Origin of the sequence: Streptomyces sp. AK02-01A (assembly GCF_033795305.1) — a bacterium.
Lineage (GTDB): Bacteria > Actinomycetota > Actinomycetes > Streptomycetales > Streptomycetaceae > Streptomyces.
The window spans coordinates 58,941-73,002 of record NZ_JARBAE010000039.1; the positions used below are offsets into that span (position 1 = coordinate 58,941).

The window sequence follows — 14,062 nt, forward strand, 5'->3', positions numbered from 1 at the left end:
TTGCCAGCCCGGAGCGTCATGACGGACGCGGGCCCGCGCCGGGCGCCGCACCGGCGGAGCCGCCGCCCGGAGCGCGGGCCGTCCGGCCCGGTCAGCTCTCCCGCTTCATCGCTTCCCGCGCGTCGACGAACGCCGCGACCGCCCGCTCCACATCGGCCGTGGAGTGCGCGGCGGAGAGCTGCACCCTGATCCGCGCCTGGCCCATCGGGACGACCGGATACGAGAAGCCGATCACATACACACCGCGCTCCAGGAGCAGCTCCGCCATCCGGCCCGCCTCGGCGGCGTCGCCGATCATGACCGGCGCGATGGCGTGGTCGCCGGGCAGGATCTCGAAGCCCGCCTCGGCCATCCGCGTACGGAACAGCGCGGTGTTGGCGTTCAGCCGGTCCCGCAGCTCGTCCGCGCTCTCCAGCAGATCGAGGACCTTGATGGACGCGGCGGCGATGACCGGTGCGAGCGAGTTGGAGAACAGGTACGGACGGGAACGCTGGCGCAGCAGCGCGACGATCTCGGCGCGGGCCGCGACATAGCCGCCGGACGCACCGCCGAGGGCCTTGCCGAGGGTGCCGGTGATGATGTCGACGCGGTCCATCACGCCGTGCAGTTCCGGGGTGCCGCGGCCACCGGGGCCGACGAAGCCGACGGCGTGCGAGTCGTCGACCATGACCATCGCGTCGTAACGGTCGGCGAGGTCGCAGATCTCGGCGAGCGGCGCGACATAGCCGTCCATGGAGAAGACACCGTCCGTGACGATCAGCCGGCGCCGCGCGTCCTGCGACTCCTTGAGCCTGGTCTCCAGGTCGGCCAGGTCGCGGTTGGCGTACCGGAGGCGGCGGGCCTTGGAGAGCCGGATGCCGTCGATGATGCTCGCGTGGTTGAGGGCGTCGGAGATGACGGCGTCCTCCGGGCCGAGGAGCGTCTCGAAGACACCGCCGTTGGCGTCGAAGCAGGACGAGTAGAGGATCGTGTCCTCCTGGCCGAGGAACGCGGACAGGCGCTGCTCCAGCTCCTTGTGGATCTCCTGGGTCCCGCAGATGAAGCGTACGGAGGCCATGCCGTAACCCCAGCGGTCGAGGGCCTCCTTCGCGGCGGCGACGACCTCGGGATGATCGGCGAGGCCGAGGTAGTTGTTGGCGCAGAAGTTCAGGACGGCACCGGGCGCACCGCCGGCGGTGACGGCGACGGACGCGCTCTGCGGAGTGGAGATCACGCGCTCGGGCTTGAAGAGACCGGCGTCGCGGATCTCGTCGAGGGTGGTACGGAGGTCGTCCCGGACGGACGCGTACATGAGAGGCTCCTTGGAAGGCGGGTGAGGGGCGGGAAAGGCACGCCGCCGCGCTGCGCGCGACACGCCCTGGACCGTCTGACTGCCGGGCCGGACGGCCTGAAGGCCGCACGATCAGGCGGTCAGGCGGTCAGGCGGTCCAGTCGAGAATGATCTTGCCGCTGCGGGCGGTGGCCGCCTCGTCGAACGCGGCGTCGAAGTCCTGGTATCCATAGCTCCCGGTGATCACCGGAGTGAGGTCGAGACCTCCTTCGAGCAGCACGGTCATCGCGTACCAGGTCTCGAACATCTCACGGCCGTAGATGCCCTTGATCGTGATCATGGACGTGACGATCTTCGACCAGTCGACGGCGAACTCGTCGGCGGGCAGGCCGAGCATGGCGATCCGGCCGCCGTGCGTCATGTTGTCGACCATGTCGCGCATGGCCTCGGGACGACCGGACATCTCCAGGCCGATGTCGAAGCCCTCCTTGAGGCCGAGCCGCCGCTGCGCCTCGGCGATATCGGTGTCCGACACATCGAGGGCGAGGGTGGCGCCCACCTTGCGGGCGAGTTCCAGGCGGTGCGGGCTGACATCGGTGATCACGACATTGCGGGCGCCGGCGTGCCGGGCGACGGCCGCGGCCATGATCCCGATGGGGCCCGCGCCCGTGATCAGTACGTCCTCGCCGACGAGCGGAAAGGACAGCGCGGTGTGCACGGCGTTGCCGAACGGATCGAAGATCGCGGCGACATCGAGGCTCACCTCGGCGCGATGCACCCAGACATTCGAGGCGGGCAGTGCGACGTACTCGGCGAACGCGCCGTCGCGGCCGACACCGAGACCGACGGTGCTGCGGCAGAGATGCCGGCGGCCGGCGAGACAGTTGCGGCACTTGCCGCAGACGAGATGGCCCTCGCCACTGACAAGATCGCCGACGGCGATGTCCCGTACGCCGGCGCCGACCGCGGCGACCTCGCCGACGAACTCGTGGCCGAGGACGCGCGGTGTCGTCACGGCCTGCCGCGCCCAGCCGTCCCAGGAGCGGATATGCAGGTCGGTACCGCAGATGCCGGTACGGAGAACCTTGATCAGCACGTCGCCGTCGCCGGTCTCCGGCTCCGGCACATCCATGAGCCGCAGCCCCGGCTCGGCCGTCTGCTTCACAAGTGCCTTCATGGGTGGCGCTCCCGGGGGTAATGGTGCCGGCCGGAATGATCGCCGACCTTGTCACGCACCAATCTGCCGAGCGCCGGCCGTCCGGTCCATCGAGGATTTCTTAAGCGGCCCAACAGCGCAGCTTCACACCTTGGCGCGGCAACGCCTCCGGCGCCTCCGTGGCCAGTGCGTGTGGCCGGGAGAATCCACGCCGCCGGACCTCCTCGCGGCGAAGTCACCGGGCCGCGGCGGCACCGGCTTCGGTATCCCCCAGACAGCGGCGCCGTACACGGCCAACCGGGCGACGACCACGGCGGGCACGGTCGGCCGCGCGGCGGCGAGGAGCGCCGGCTCGGCCGGGACGCGCGGCGACGGTATTCCGGCGGCGGCCGTCTCCGGCAGCGGTACCGGCACCGCCGGGACGGAAGGCGGTACGGCCGCCGGTTCGGAGGCGGCCTCCGCCGCACTCGCCGCCGCCGTCCGGGTCAGCAGGACCACTCCACGTGCCGCGACCACGGCCCCGGCGAGTGCGCCCGCCGCGCCCGCGACGCCTCCCTGGAGCCGTTCGCCCAGGAGCGTCATGCCTATGGCGGCCGCCGCGACCGGGTTGGCCAGGGTCAGCACCGCGAGTGGCGCTCCGAGTCCGCCTCGGTAGGCCGTCTGCGACAGCAGCAGACCGCCCGACGCGAAGGCCGCGACCAGCAGGGCCACGGCCGCCGTCTGCCAGATCGGCGGCGCGTCGGTGCCGCGCGCCGTCGCGGCGACGGTGACCGTCTGAGTGAGGGCCGAGGCGACGCCCGATGTGATCCCGGAGGCCGCCGCGTGCCGCAGGCCCGGACGGGCTCCCGGCCTGGTCAGCAGAGCGACCAGGGCCATCGCCACACCCGCCACACCCAGTGCCTGCGGCAGCGTGAGCGTGTCACTCGGCGCGGTGCCCGCGGCCGTGAGCAGGATGATCCCGAGACCGGCCAGTGTGCAGGCCGTGCCGCGCCACTCACCGCGGCTGACCTGCCGGCCGGCGCGGCGCGCGCCCAGCGGCACGGCCGCGACCAGAGTGAGCGCGCCCAGCGGCTGGACGACGGTGAGCGGTCCGTATGTCAGCGCCACCACATGCAGCAGCGCCCCGCCGGCGTTCAGCCCCACCGCCAGCCACCAGGCGCCACGACCGAGCAGCCGCAGCAGGCCGGTCCCGGTCTCCGTACGGGCGGCGAGCCGTTCCTGGGCCACGGCGGCGAGCGCGTACGCCACCGCCGAGACCAGCGACAGCGCTATGGCCACCGCCATCGCGCCGCTCATCGCGCCGATCCTGAGGCGACGAGCGGAGCGGTGCGTTCCGGGACGGCGGACCGCACGACCAGGGATCCGCGGCGCCGCTGCCGCGGCAGTCCGATGACCGACAGAGCGCCCGCCAGCAGGGCGACGGCGACGATCGCGTCGAGCCAGTAGTGATTGGCGGTGCCTACGACCACCAGCAGCGTCACCAACGGATGCAGCAGCCACAGCACACGCCACCGCGAACGCGTGGCCACGATGAGTCCGACGGCGACCATCAGGGCCCAGCCGACATGGAGCGACGGCATCGCCGCGAACTGATTCGCCATCGAGTCGGCGGCGGGAGCCTCGCCGTACACCGTCGGCCCGTACACCTGGCCGGTGTCCACCAGCCCGGTCGCCGCGAGCATGCGCGGCGGCGCGAGCGGCAGAAGCAGATGCAGGACGAGCGCGGCGCCGGTCAGCACGGTGAGGATCCGGCGCGACCATACGTAGTGGCCGGGCCGGCGCCAGTAGAGCCAGGCGAGAAAGAGAACGGTCGCCGGGAAGTGAACACTCGCGTAATAGGTGTTCGCCAGCCGGACCAGCGTCTCGCTGTGCAGCAGTACGCCCTGTACGCCGCCCTCACCCGGCAGATGGATGTCGCGCTCCAGGCCCCAGACCCGGCGGGCGTTGCGGAACGCCTCGCCGGTATGGCCGTTCGCCATCTGCCTGCCGAATTTGTAGACGAGGAACAGCCCGGCGACGAGGAGCAGTTCGCGTAGGAGAGGCGGTCGGGCGGAAGTGTCCTGCTTCCGTTCGGCGGGCCCAGTGCGGTCGGTACTCACCCGACCCCCTTGCATGGACGAGGCACATGAATCATCAATAACGTGCATGGTTGGCGACGTGGTCTGGACCACGCCCTATCGATACGCCAGTGTACCGATACGCCTCCGTATCGGTACACTCGCGTATCGGTACACTGGCGTATCGATGATGCGAGAGGGAGAGACGATGACGCCGCCGCGCCGCTCCAAGATCACGCCGGAACGGGAGATGGAGTTCTACGACGCCGCGCTGGACCTGCTCAGAGAAGGCGGTTACGACGCGCTGACCATGGAAGGTGTCGCGGCCCGCACCCGCTGCGGCAAATCCACGCTCTACCGGCAGTGGCGTACGAAACCGCAGCTCGTCGCCGCCGCGCTGCGCGGCACCCGCTGCGTCCTGCTCGCGGACGTCGACACCGGCACTCTCGCCGGTGACCTGCTGGCGGTGGCCCGCTCGGCCACGGCCGGCTCCGGTCGCGACACCGCGCTGATGCACGCGCTCAGCCATGCGGCCCTGCAGAATCCCGAGCTGCTGCGAGCGCTGCGCGAAACCCTCATCGAACCGGAGATCGCCGCCGTCGACGCCATGATCGCCCGTGGCGTGGCGCGCGGCGAGCTCACTGCGGACAACCCCGCCGCCGAGTTTGTGGCCGCCCAGTTGATCGCCATGATGCGCGCGCGGCCGATACTGGAAGGACGGTACGCGGACGAGGCGTATCTCACGCGCTTCCTGGAGTCCGCGGTCTTTCCCGCGCTCGGCCTGCGAGCCGCCGCGCACCCATGAACGGCGTGCCGTCGTCCGAGCGGATGACGACGGCCCGCCCGCGCCGCACCGTGGGGACGGGGGCGGCGCACTTCCCGGCCGGTGGGCCTCTCCTTCTGGAGGGGCCCATCGGCATGCCGGGAGCCGTGCGCGGATCGACCGCCGGCGACCGGGGCGCGGTGCGGATACGGAGGCGGACCACGCACTTCCGTCCCACCGCGGCACCGCTCAATGACGTAGCAACAGTGATCACACCGCTGCGCGCATGCGATACGAACGGTCACCAGAACTCCCGACCGACCGCGCTTCTGGCGCCTCTGGACGGCGCTCTGGACGGCAGCGGCCCCGCAGGTGATGCCTCGCGCTGATCGGTGAAGCTCACAGTCAGTCAATTCCAGCCAGCAGTGGCCAATTGCATAGTTGTTGACGATCGGACACGGGCATATACGCTCCACCCGAACGGCATAACACCTTGTCCGCGTTGCGCGTCACGCACTTCTCCGCACCAGGAGGCCGATCATGACCTGTGTCTCGGAACAGAGCTTGGTCCAGCAGCTTCCGGCTGTGCCGTTCTACTGTCCGGTGCCACCCGCCAGGCACCCCTCCGCCGAGGTCCTCAACGACCGCACGGTGCGCTGGATGCTCGGACAACGCCTCGACACCGAAGAACATCAGCTCAAGCGGCTCGCCGTGTGTGACTTCGGCGGCCTCGCCGCCTCGACGATGCCGTACGGGCCGGTCGAGACGCTCACCGTGGTGTCGAAGTTCTACGCCGTGCTCTTCTCACTCGACGACGGAGTGTGCGACGAGTCCGGGGCCACAGCGGATCTGCTGGCCCAGGAAACCTCGCGCATCATGCGTGCCATGGAGGCTCCGGCCGCGCACTCCGCCGGCGACTCACCGCACACGGCCGCGCTGCGCGGGCTCCGGCTCGAACTGGAACGGTTCGCGTCGCCGCGGCAGCTTCGCCGTCTGACGGACGCGATGCGCGTCTACACCTCCGGGCTGGTGTGGGAGGCGTCCTGGCGCCGCGATCCGAAGCTGCCCTCGCTCGACGACTACGTCACGCTGTGGATGCGGGCCATCGGAATGGCGCCGTTCACGGCGCTGATCGAGGTCGCCGGCGGCTTCTCCGTGCCGGACGACGACCTGGAGGACCCGCGCGTGCGCGCGCTCACCGAGATCGTCTGGACGCTGGTGAGCTGGGACAACGACCTCTACTCCCGCAACAAGGAACTGCAGCGGGCCGGCGACAATCTCAATCTGATCGATGTGCTGTGCCAGGAACTCGGCTGCGATCCGCACCACGCTCTCGTACGGGCGGTGGCGATGCGGGACCGCGTCATGGTCCTCTTCGACCGGCTGGCCGCACAGGTGGCGAAGGAAGCGGACGACGATCTTCGCCAGTATGTGGAAGGGCTGGGCCAGTTCATCCGGGGCCATCTCGACTGGGCTTCCGTCTGCCCGCGCTACGCGGTGCCGTCGGCACCGAGGGCGACACCCGGCGGATGGTGGAAGCAGCATCCGGCCGACGACAGCGCCGAGCCGCTTCCGCTCCCGACGATCTCCTGGTGGTGGGACCAGCTCGACACGGCGCGCTGACCGTGCCGCCGGCCCCGCGCCCGGCGTGTTCGCGCTCCGCGCGCGCGGAGTCCGCGCGCGTTTCCCGTGTACTCGCGGTACCAGGCGGCACTCGCCGTACGCGCTGATACTGACTCCATGACCCGACACGGAGAGCTGGGCACGGCTCTGCAGCGCTGGCGTGACCGGATCGCACCGGCCGAGGCGGGACTCCTCGCGGGCGAGCCCGGCCGGGAGCCCGGGCTGCGCCACGCGGAGCTGGCCCAGCTCACCGGTCTGTCCGTGGACTACATCATCCGGCTGGAGCAAGGGCGCGCGACCTCACCCTCCGTCCAGGTCCTCACCTCGCTGGCGCGTGCCCTGCGGCTGTCCGACGACGAACGCCGGCATCTGTTCCTGCTGGCCGGACAGTCTCCGCCGGCCCTCGACCGGGTCTCGGACCACATTCCGGCCAGTGTGCGGCGGCTTCTCGACCAGCTCGCGGCCGTCCCGCTCGGCGTCCATGACGCCGCCTGGAATCTGATCACCTGGAATCCGCTGTGGGCCGCGCTCGTCGGAGACCCGACGACGGTGTCCGAACGCGGCCGTAACGCCGCCTGGCAGCATTTCACCGCCCTGCCCAGCCGGATCACCCACACGCCCGAACAGGAGGCGCGGTTCGAGGCGGCCATCGTCTCCGACCTCCGGTCCGCGGCGGTCCGCTATCCCACCGATGTACGGCTGCGCTTCCTCGTCGGGCAGTTGCGGCGCGCCAGCAGCCGCTTCGCGGGACTGTGGAACTCCCGTATCGTCGGCTTCCACGACACCGACACCAGGACCGTCCACCACCCTGACGTCGGACCGGTGGCCGTGGACTGCGACACCCTCATCGTGCCCGGCTGCGATCTGCGGATCGCGGCCTACTCGGCGGCTCCGGGCACCGAGGCCGCGGACAAGCTCCGGCTTCTCGCCGTGATCGGCGTCGAGGCGATGCCCGCGCCCGCCACGCCGGACGCGGGGTCGGGCCCGGCCACCGCTCCCGCCGACCGATGAGCCGATGAGCCGATGAACCGATGAACCGAGCGACGAACCGACCGCACGACAAGGCCGGAGCCGGGTGAGGGCGGGTCGTGGGCCGGACGGGGCGCAGATACATCCGGTCGGCTCATGCGCCGTGCGCGCGGCACGGTCCGTTCCTAAAGTCAGCGGAATGATCATCAGATCCGTGATGCGCTCCGCACTCTCCGGGACGGTGGCTGTCTCCACCGGCCTGCTGGTACTCCTGCCTGCGCCCACACAGGCCACCGCGGATTCCCGAACGGCTCCGGTCGCGGGGGCCGGCAGGCGCGGCGCACCCGCGACCGCGGCTTCCGCGTCGCCCAGGTCGTCCGCCTCGGCCAAGGCCTCCGCTTCGTCCAGCGCTTCAGCGTCTCCGACGGCCCCGGCCTCCCCGGCCAACGGCAACGGCGGGCTGCTGTACAAGCCGGGCACACAGGTGCGGCCCGCGCCCGGTGCGCCCGCGCCTCCGCGCGATCTCTCCGCGCTGTCCTGGCTGGTCGCCGACGCCCGTTCGGGTGATGTTCTCGCGGCCCACGAAGCCCATCTCAAGCTGCCGCCCGCCAGCACGCTCAAGACACTCTTCGCCGTCACCGCGCTGCCCCGTCTGCCCGCGCGGACCGAGCACACGGTCACCGACGCCGAGCTTGAGGATGTCGGAGACGGCAGCAGTCTGGTGGGCCTCTCGGCGGGACTCTCCTACGAGGTGTCGGACCTGTGGCGGGGCGTCTTCCTCAGCTCCGGCAATGACGCGGTGCATGTACTGGCCAAGATGAACGGCGGCTGGGATTCCACCGTCACGCAGATGCAGAAGAAGGCGAAACAACTCGGCGCGCTCGACACCCATGTGGTGTCGCCGGACGGCTATGACGCCCCGGGGCAGGTGTCCTCGGCATTCGACCTGGCCGTCTTCGGCCGGGCCGGGCTCGCCTCCCGGGAGTTCGTACGGTACAGCTCGACCCGCGAGGCGGAGTTCCCCGGAGACGGCTACACCTTCGACATCGAGAACACCAACCGTCTGCTGAGCGGTGAGGACGGAGTCGCGCCCTATCGCGGCCTGATCGGCGTCAAGAACGGCTACACCACGGACGCCGGATACACCTTGGTCGCGGCCGCCCGCCGAGGTGGCCGCACCATCCTTGTGACGGTGATGAACCCGCAGTGGGGCGGTGTGCACGCGGTCTACGAAGAAGCCCGGGAGCTGCTGGACTGGGGCTTCAGGGCCGGAGCACGCGTCACTCCGGTCGGCTCGCTCAAGCCTCCGCCGCCGCCGGCCCCGCCGCGTCTGGCCGCGAAGGCGGGCCACAGCCAGGGCCCAGTCGCCGGGGCGCTGCGAACCGCGCCGGTGGCACAGCCCGCCGGTGCGGCCGTCAAGAAGGACACCCGTGCCGCCGTCAAGAAGGAGGAGGACACCGGGTCCGAAGACCTCCTGTCCCTGGCCTTCACGGGCTCCGCGAGTCTCGCGGGGTTCGCGCTCTTCCTCGTACAGCGCGCGTACCGGCGCCGCGACACGCTGTGAGCGCGGACGGCGGGCCGGAGGCATCGGAAGGAAGGCGGACGGGCCGGATCTACCAGTGGGCGGGACGGACGAGCGACGCCGGCAGCAGCGTGCCGGCGTCGCCCTGTGCCGCGTTGACCTGCGTCTGGGTGAGGAAAACGCTTCCTGTGAAGTCGGCGCCGCGCACATCGGCATCCCTGAAGTCCGCACCGATGACATCGGCCAGCCTCAGATCGGCGCCGCGCAGATCCGCGGCGATCAGATACGCGCCTCGCAGATCGGCGCCACGCAGATCGGCGCCCTTGAGCCTCGCCCCGAAGAGATCGGCTCCTCTGCGGTTCTTCTTCCTGCCCGGGACCTGGGCCCGTACCGCCGCGCTCGTACGCAGCAGGAGGGTGTTGACGTCCGCACGGTGCGCCGCCACGTCCAGTTCCAGCAGGGCTTCGGGGCCGGTCCGGGTGAGGGCTTCGGTCCTGTCCAGAGCCAGCCGGATCTCGCCGTGGACCGCACGGGCCGGCTCCAGTGTCAGGGCTTCGTTCAAATACCAGAGCAGCTCGTGGAGTTGGCGCATGACCGGAAGTGCGGCGAACATCTGCTCGGCGGTCTCCGGGGCCTGTCGCCAGTCCCGTCCGCCGAAGGTGACCTGAGAGACCTGCTGGCCCGCGCCGAAACAGTCGTACACCGTGCATCCGCGGAAGCCCTGCTGTCTGAGGCCGCGGTGAATGCCACAGCGGAAATCCGTCCGAAGGTGGCGGCAGGGCTCTCCGGCGGCCTTGTCGACCGGGAAGTCCGCCGAGACCGAGAAGGTGAGCGCGACACAGCAGAGCCCGAAGCAGTTCTCGCAGTCGGCCCGCAGACCGGAGCCGGAAGCGGTGCCCGCTCCTTCGAGCGGCGGATCCGTTTCGAGCGGCGGGTCCGTGAGGTCTGGCTGGTCGGACAAGGGTCCTGGTCTCCTGTTGAGCGGCCGGCGCGTCGGTCACGGTGAGCGTACCGCCGCGGCGCGTGGGGAAAGGGGCGGCGTCCGGTCAGCGCGGCATGCGGTCGGACTCCAGCGCCCGGCGGGCCCGCGCCGCCAGTCCGTCGGCGCCACAGCGCTCGGCCAGCTCCAGACCGCCGGCCAGCTCGGCCGGGAATCCAGCCGCGATGCCGTAGTCGACCCGCGCGATGGCGCGTTCGTAAGCGCACGGCGAGGCTTCGAGATGGGCGACGGCCTGCGCCAGCAGTTCGACCTTGGCCGGGCCTTCCTTCAGGGACGCGGCGCAGCACAGGGCGACACCGATGGCGGTGTGTGTGCCAAAGCGTTCGGCCCTGTCGCGAGCGTAGGAGGCGAGCTGGGCGGCGCGGTGCGGGTCCTCGTCGGCGAGCGCCCGCGCGAGGTCGCAGGCCCAGGGAGCCATGACGACGCTGTGCCGTCCGCGAGCCGTCAACGCCTGTCCCGCCGACTCCAGTTCGACGACGGCTTCCTTCGTACGGCCGAGAGCGAGGAGCAGCCTGCCGCGTACGGACGGCGCGTCGGGAATGGCGATCGAGGAGGGCACAGGACTGAAGAAGGAATAACGCTCGGCCGCCTCCTGGGCCTCGTCGACACGGCCGCGCGCCAGCAGGGTGTCGATGAGCATGGACGCCGCGTTCAAGTGCATCGGGAGTCCGTCGCCGACACGGTCGGCGAGGCGCAGGCTCTCGCGCAGATACATCTCGGCGTCGGCGAGCAGGCCACGTCTGCGATGGGCGAACCCGACGAGAGTATGAGCGAAGGCCAGATGCCCGCCGGTCCAGCCGGAGATCTCGAAGGCCCGCAGCGCCTCGGTGAACAGGCTGTCCGCGCGGTCGAGCCGGTCGGCGAAGACATAGGACAGACCGAGCAGGGCCGGTGGCTCAAAGCCCCACTCCGAGTCGGTCCAGCCGACGCCGGGCGCCAATTCGCCGTTGACCAGCGCTCGTTCACCGATCTGGACGATCTCCTCGGCGCTCTCGCCACGCGCCGTACCGTCGAAGGCCCGCAGCATCAGCAGGATCCGTTCGGTGTTGTCCCGTCCGGTGAGGCCGCTCGCCATCGCGGCGAGCCGGCGGGAGCGTTCCTGGCCGTCGTCCTCGCCGACCTGCACTCCCTCCCACAGGAAGCGCGCCGTCTGGAGCCGCATCCTGGCAGGGCCCTCGGGAGTACGGGCGGCCTCGGCCGCCACCACCGCCGCGGCCTCTCTGGTCTGGTTGTTGTGTGTCAGCGCCTGCGAGAGACGGAACACCACATCCACGCGCAGGTCGTCGTCGAGCCGACGGGTGTCGAGCGCGGCCCGCAGATGTCCGACGGTGGTGGCGGGTGAGGTCAGCAGCGTGGCGCAGCCCAGTTCGTACAGCACCCGTGGACGTACCGTCTGCAACGGCGGCTCCATCAGGGCGCGTTCGAGGCAGCGCCGGGCGGCGTCCGGCGCTCCCACCGCGAGGTGTTCGGCCGCGGCTTCGCGAAGCTGCTCGACGAGTTCGGAATCGCCGTCCGGATGGACATGCAGGAGATGCGGCGCCGCTGCCGCCGCTCCTCTGCCGCTGCGCGAGACCGCCCAGGCGGCCACGCCATGCATGGCGGCCCGGATTCCCGCCGGGATCGCGCGGTAGACGGCGCCCGCGATCAGCGGATGGACGAACTCCAGCGGGTCCGTGCCCACGAGGATGCGTGCCGCCCGCAGCCGCTCGGCGCACTCCTCGGCCTCGTCCCGTTTCATTCCGGACAGCGATATGGCCAGTTCGAGAGAGATGTCGGTGCCCAGGACCGCGGCGGCCCAGGCGAACCGGGTGGTGTCGGTACCCAGCTCCTCCAGCCTGGCGATGAGGCCCTTTCCACGCGCCGACGCTCCGAGGGCGCGCAGCTCACCCGCGGAGCTCTCGACAGGTGCGAGTCCGCTGTCCTGCACCTTGGCGAGCAGTTCGACGGTCTCGTACGCGTTGCCGCCGGTCACCGCCCACACCTCACGGCAGAACGGATCGTCGGCGCGCTCGCCCAGCGCGGCACGCGCGAGCCCGGCCGTGGCGTCGGAGGTGAGAGCGCGCAGCGTGACCAGCAGTTTGGCCGCCGTTCCGAGTGCCCGGAGATACGGCTCGGCCGCGCCGACGGCCTCCTCCGTGCGGTACGCGACGACGACAAGGACGGGCGTCCCGCCGGCCGGACGCTGCGCGAAGGAGGCGAGCCAGGCGAGGGTCTCCAGATCGGCCCAGTGCGCGTCGTCGACGACGAGGACGAGTGGGCCATGAACCTCGGCGAGCCGTCCGACCACGGTGTCCAGGCCGTCCCTGACGCCCTGCGGATCGGTGTGCTGCTCCCCGGGCGGTGCTATCCCGAGCGCGGGACCGACGATCTCGTACCGGTCGCCGAGCAGCTCCCGCGCGTCCGCGGCCTCACTGGCGGGCTCGCCGACCGTCAGTGCGGGCTGGAGCAGTTGCCGTACGACATGGAAGGGCACGGAGGTGACGGTCTCGCCGCCACGGGCGGACCACACCGCGCAGCGTCCCGTCGCCAGCCGGCGCACCTCGGCGAGCAGCGCGGTCTTACCGAGCCCGGCCGCGCCCCGGTAGACGAGAAGTCCGCCGGCGGACACTTCTCCGCACAGCCGGTCGATGGCGTGCGCCGCCGCCGCCAGTTCGGGCTCACGCTCCAACAAGGGAAGGACGCCCGAGGGCTCCGGCCAGGACACAAGAATCCCTCCCCTTCTCGAACAGTACGCAGGTCAGAGTCGAGGGTAGCCCCGAAACCCCCTCAACGGGCCCTAACCCGTACGGATTCGGCCGTTCTCCTGTGCCGCGGCCGTTTCGCGAGTAGGAAACACAGGGCGCGAGATCGGCCCGGCTGGAAGAGTGCCCGCATGGAGATGATGGCGGATCCGGTGGCCGCGGCAGCGGCCGTGGTGGGCGAGCGCCACCCGCGGGCGTACGCCGCTTTTCTCTGCGGCAGCGTGATCACCTCGCGGCGTACGGCGTTCTCCGACCTTGATGTGGTGGTCCTCCTGGACGGTGCTCCCGCTCCGTACCGCGAGTCGCTGCGCCACGCCGGCTGGCCGGTCGAACTCTTCGTCCACACCAGGAGCAGTTGGGACGGCTATGTGGAACGCGAGATCCCGAGGCGCCGCTCTCCCCTTCTCCTGATGTGCGCGACCGGAAGGCTGCTGCTCGACCGCGACGGCGCGGGCACGCTCCTCCAGGCACACGCGCGTCAACTGGTGGAGGCGGGGCCGCCGAGGGCGACACAGTCCGAACTCGACGACCGCCGCTACACGCTGACGGACCTCCTGGACGATCTCGCCGGCTGCGCCGACCCGGGAGAGCGGCTCTGTATCGTCGGCGAACTGGCCCGGCGGACCGCCGAGTTCGTCCTGTTGTCGGACGGAGCGTGGCTGGGCGGCGGAAAATGGCTGTCGCGCCGCCTGGCGGAGGCCCGGCCCGGCCTGCCCGACCGGCTGAACGCGGCGGTCCGCGCGGCCCTCGACGGCCGGACCGAGGCGCTGGTCTCCCTCGTGGAGGAGCTTCTGGCCCCGGCCGGCGGGCGCCTGTGGGAGGGCTACCGCCGGAAGGGCGTCGCGGGCAGGACCGGGAAAGGCTAGGACGTGTCTGACACATAGCGCCGTCCGCCCGGAGGGCGGGGCCTGCGACGTCTGGTGCGTGCGATCCCAAGGCGGAGGATCATCCGTGTACTGGA

The 14,062-nt window shown here is 71.0% G+C and carries 10 protein-coding genes and 1 pseudogene; 5 read left to right on the forward strand and 6 right to left on the reverse strand.

Annotation, left to right across the window (positions count from 1 at the left end; all coding sequences use genetic code 11):
* Positions 1-91: 91 nt before the first annotated feature.
* The 4 genes and pseudogenes from PV679_RS28275 to PV679_RS28290 all read right to left on the reverse strand — a co-directional run bounded on the left by PV679_RS28275 (position 92) and on the right by PV679_RS28290 (position 4,525).
* A complete protein-coding gene (locus PV679_RS28275; RefSeq protein ID WP_319683276.1) occupies positions 92-1,291 on the reverse strand; it encodes a glycine C-acetyltransferase in 1,200 nt (399 codons plus the stop codon).
* A 127-nt stretch (positions 1,292-1,418) separates the two neighbouring features.
* Positions 1,419-2,447 carry an L-threonine 3-dehydrogenase gene (tdh, locus tag PV679_RS28280; protein WP_319683277.1) on the reverse strand — a complete coding sequence of 343 codons (1,029 nt, stop codon included), beginning with the start codon at positions 2,445-2,447 and terminating at the stop codon, positions 1,419-1,421.
* A 303-nt stretch (positions 2,448-2,750) separates the two neighbouring features.
* Positions 2,751-3,722, reverse strand: a pseudogene (locus tag PV679_RS28285) (hypothetical protein); the annotation flags it as partial.
* The gene (locus PV679_RS28290; RefSeq protein ID WP_319683279.1) at positions 3,719-4,525 is read right to left on the reverse strand and encodes a phosphatase PAP2 family protein; all 807 of its coding nucleotides are present in this window, start codon (positions 4,523-4,525) and stop codon (positions 3,719-3,721) included. The pseudogene PV679_RS28285 and the gene PV679_RS28290, both read right to left, overlap by 4 nt.
* Before the next feature lie 145 nt (positions 4,526-4,670).
* Between PV679_RS28290 and PV679_RS28295 the strand changes: the two genes are divergently transcribed.
* The 4 genes from PV679_RS28295 (at position 4,671) to PV679_RS28310 (ending at position 9,402) form a co-directional block, all read left to right on the forward strand.
* Positions 4,671-5,288: a TetR/AcrR family transcriptional regulator gene (locus PV679_RS28295; RefSeq protein ID WP_319683281.1), complete on the forward strand. Its 618-nt coding sequence runs from the start codon at positions 4,671-4,673 to the stop codon at positions 5,286-5,288.
* A gap of 498 nt (positions 5,289-5,786) precedes the next feature.
* The gene (locus PV679_RS28300) at positions 5,787-6,869 is read left to right on the forward strand and encodes a terpene synthase family protein (RefSeq protein WP_319683282.1); all 1,083 of its coding nucleotides are present in this window, start codon (positions 5,787-5,789) and stop codon (positions 6,867-6,869) included.
* A 117-nt stretch (positions 6,870-6,986) separates the two neighbouring features.
* Positions 6,987-7,880, forward strand: coding sequence for a helix-turn-helix transcriptional regulator (locus tag PV679_RS28305; RefSeq protein WP_319683283.1), 894 nt, complete (start codon positions 6,987-6,989; stop codon positions 7,878-7,880).
* Positions 7,881-8,037: 157 nt separating this feature from the next.
* Positions 8,038-9,402 (forward strand): serine hydrolase, encoded by a 1,365-nt coding sequence (locus PV679_RS28310; protein ID WP_319683284.1) that lies wholly within the window; start codon positions 8,038-8,040, stop codon positions 9,400-9,402.
* 49 nt (positions 9,403-9,451) lie between these two features.
* Here the strand turns inward: PV679_RS28310 and PV679_RS28315 are convergent, their stop codons facing one another.
* Both PV679_RS28315 and PV679_RS28320 read right to left on the reverse strand, forming a co-directional pair.
* Positions 9,452-10,321: a pentapeptide repeat-containing protein gene (locus PV679_RS28315; RefSeq protein WP_416069821.1), complete on the reverse strand. Its 870-nt coding sequence runs from the start codon at positions 10,319-10,321 to the stop codon at positions 9,452-9,454.
* An 85-nt stretch (positions 10,322-10,406) separates the two neighbouring features.
* Complete coding sequence (locus tag PV679_RS28320; RefSeq protein ID WP_319683285.1) at positions 10,407-13,064, reverse strand: ATP-binding protein; 2,658 nt, start codon at positions 13,062-13,064, stop codon at positions 10,407-10,409.
* Positions 13,065-13,241: 177 nt separating this feature from the next.
* Between PV679_RS28320 and PV679_RS28325 the strand changes: the two genes are divergently transcribed.
* Positions 13,242-13,967 carry a nucleotidyltransferase domain-containing protein gene (locus PV679_RS28325; protein ID WP_319683296.1) on the forward strand — a complete coding sequence of 242 codons (726 nt, stop codon included), beginning with the start codon at positions 13,242-13,244 and terminating at the stop codon, positions 13,965-13,967.
* Positions 13,968-14,062: the final 95 nt, after the last annotated feature.

Coding starts and splice junctions, on each gene's coding strand:
- PV679_RS28305 (WP_319683283.1), top strand. CDS start 6,987: ATGACCCGACACGGAGAGCTGGGCACGGCTCTGCAGCGCTGGCGTGAC.
- tdh (WP_319683277.1), bottom strand. CDS start 2,447: ATGAAGGCACTTGTGAAGCAGACGGCCGAGCCGGGGCTGCGGCTCATG.
- PV679_RS28325 (WP_319683296.1), top strand. CDS start 13,242: ATGGCGGATCCGGTGGCCGCGGCAGCGGCCGTGGTGGGCGAGCGCCAC.
- PV679_RS28300 (WP_319683282.1), top strand. CDS start 5,787: ATGACCTGTGTCTCGGAACAGAGCTTGGTCCAGCAGCTTCCGGCTGTG.
- PV679_RS28295 (WP_319683281.1), top strand. CDS start 4,671: ATGATGCGAGAGGGAGAGACGATGACGCCGCCGCGCCGCTCCAAGATC.
- PV679_RS28310 (WP_319683284.1), top strand. CDS start 8,038: ATGATCATCAGATCCGTGATGCGCTCCGCACTCTCCGGGACGGTGGCT.
- PV679_RS28275 (WP_319683276.1), bottom strand. CDS start 1,291: ATGTACGCGTCCGTCCGGGACGACCTCCGTACCACCCTCGACGAGATC.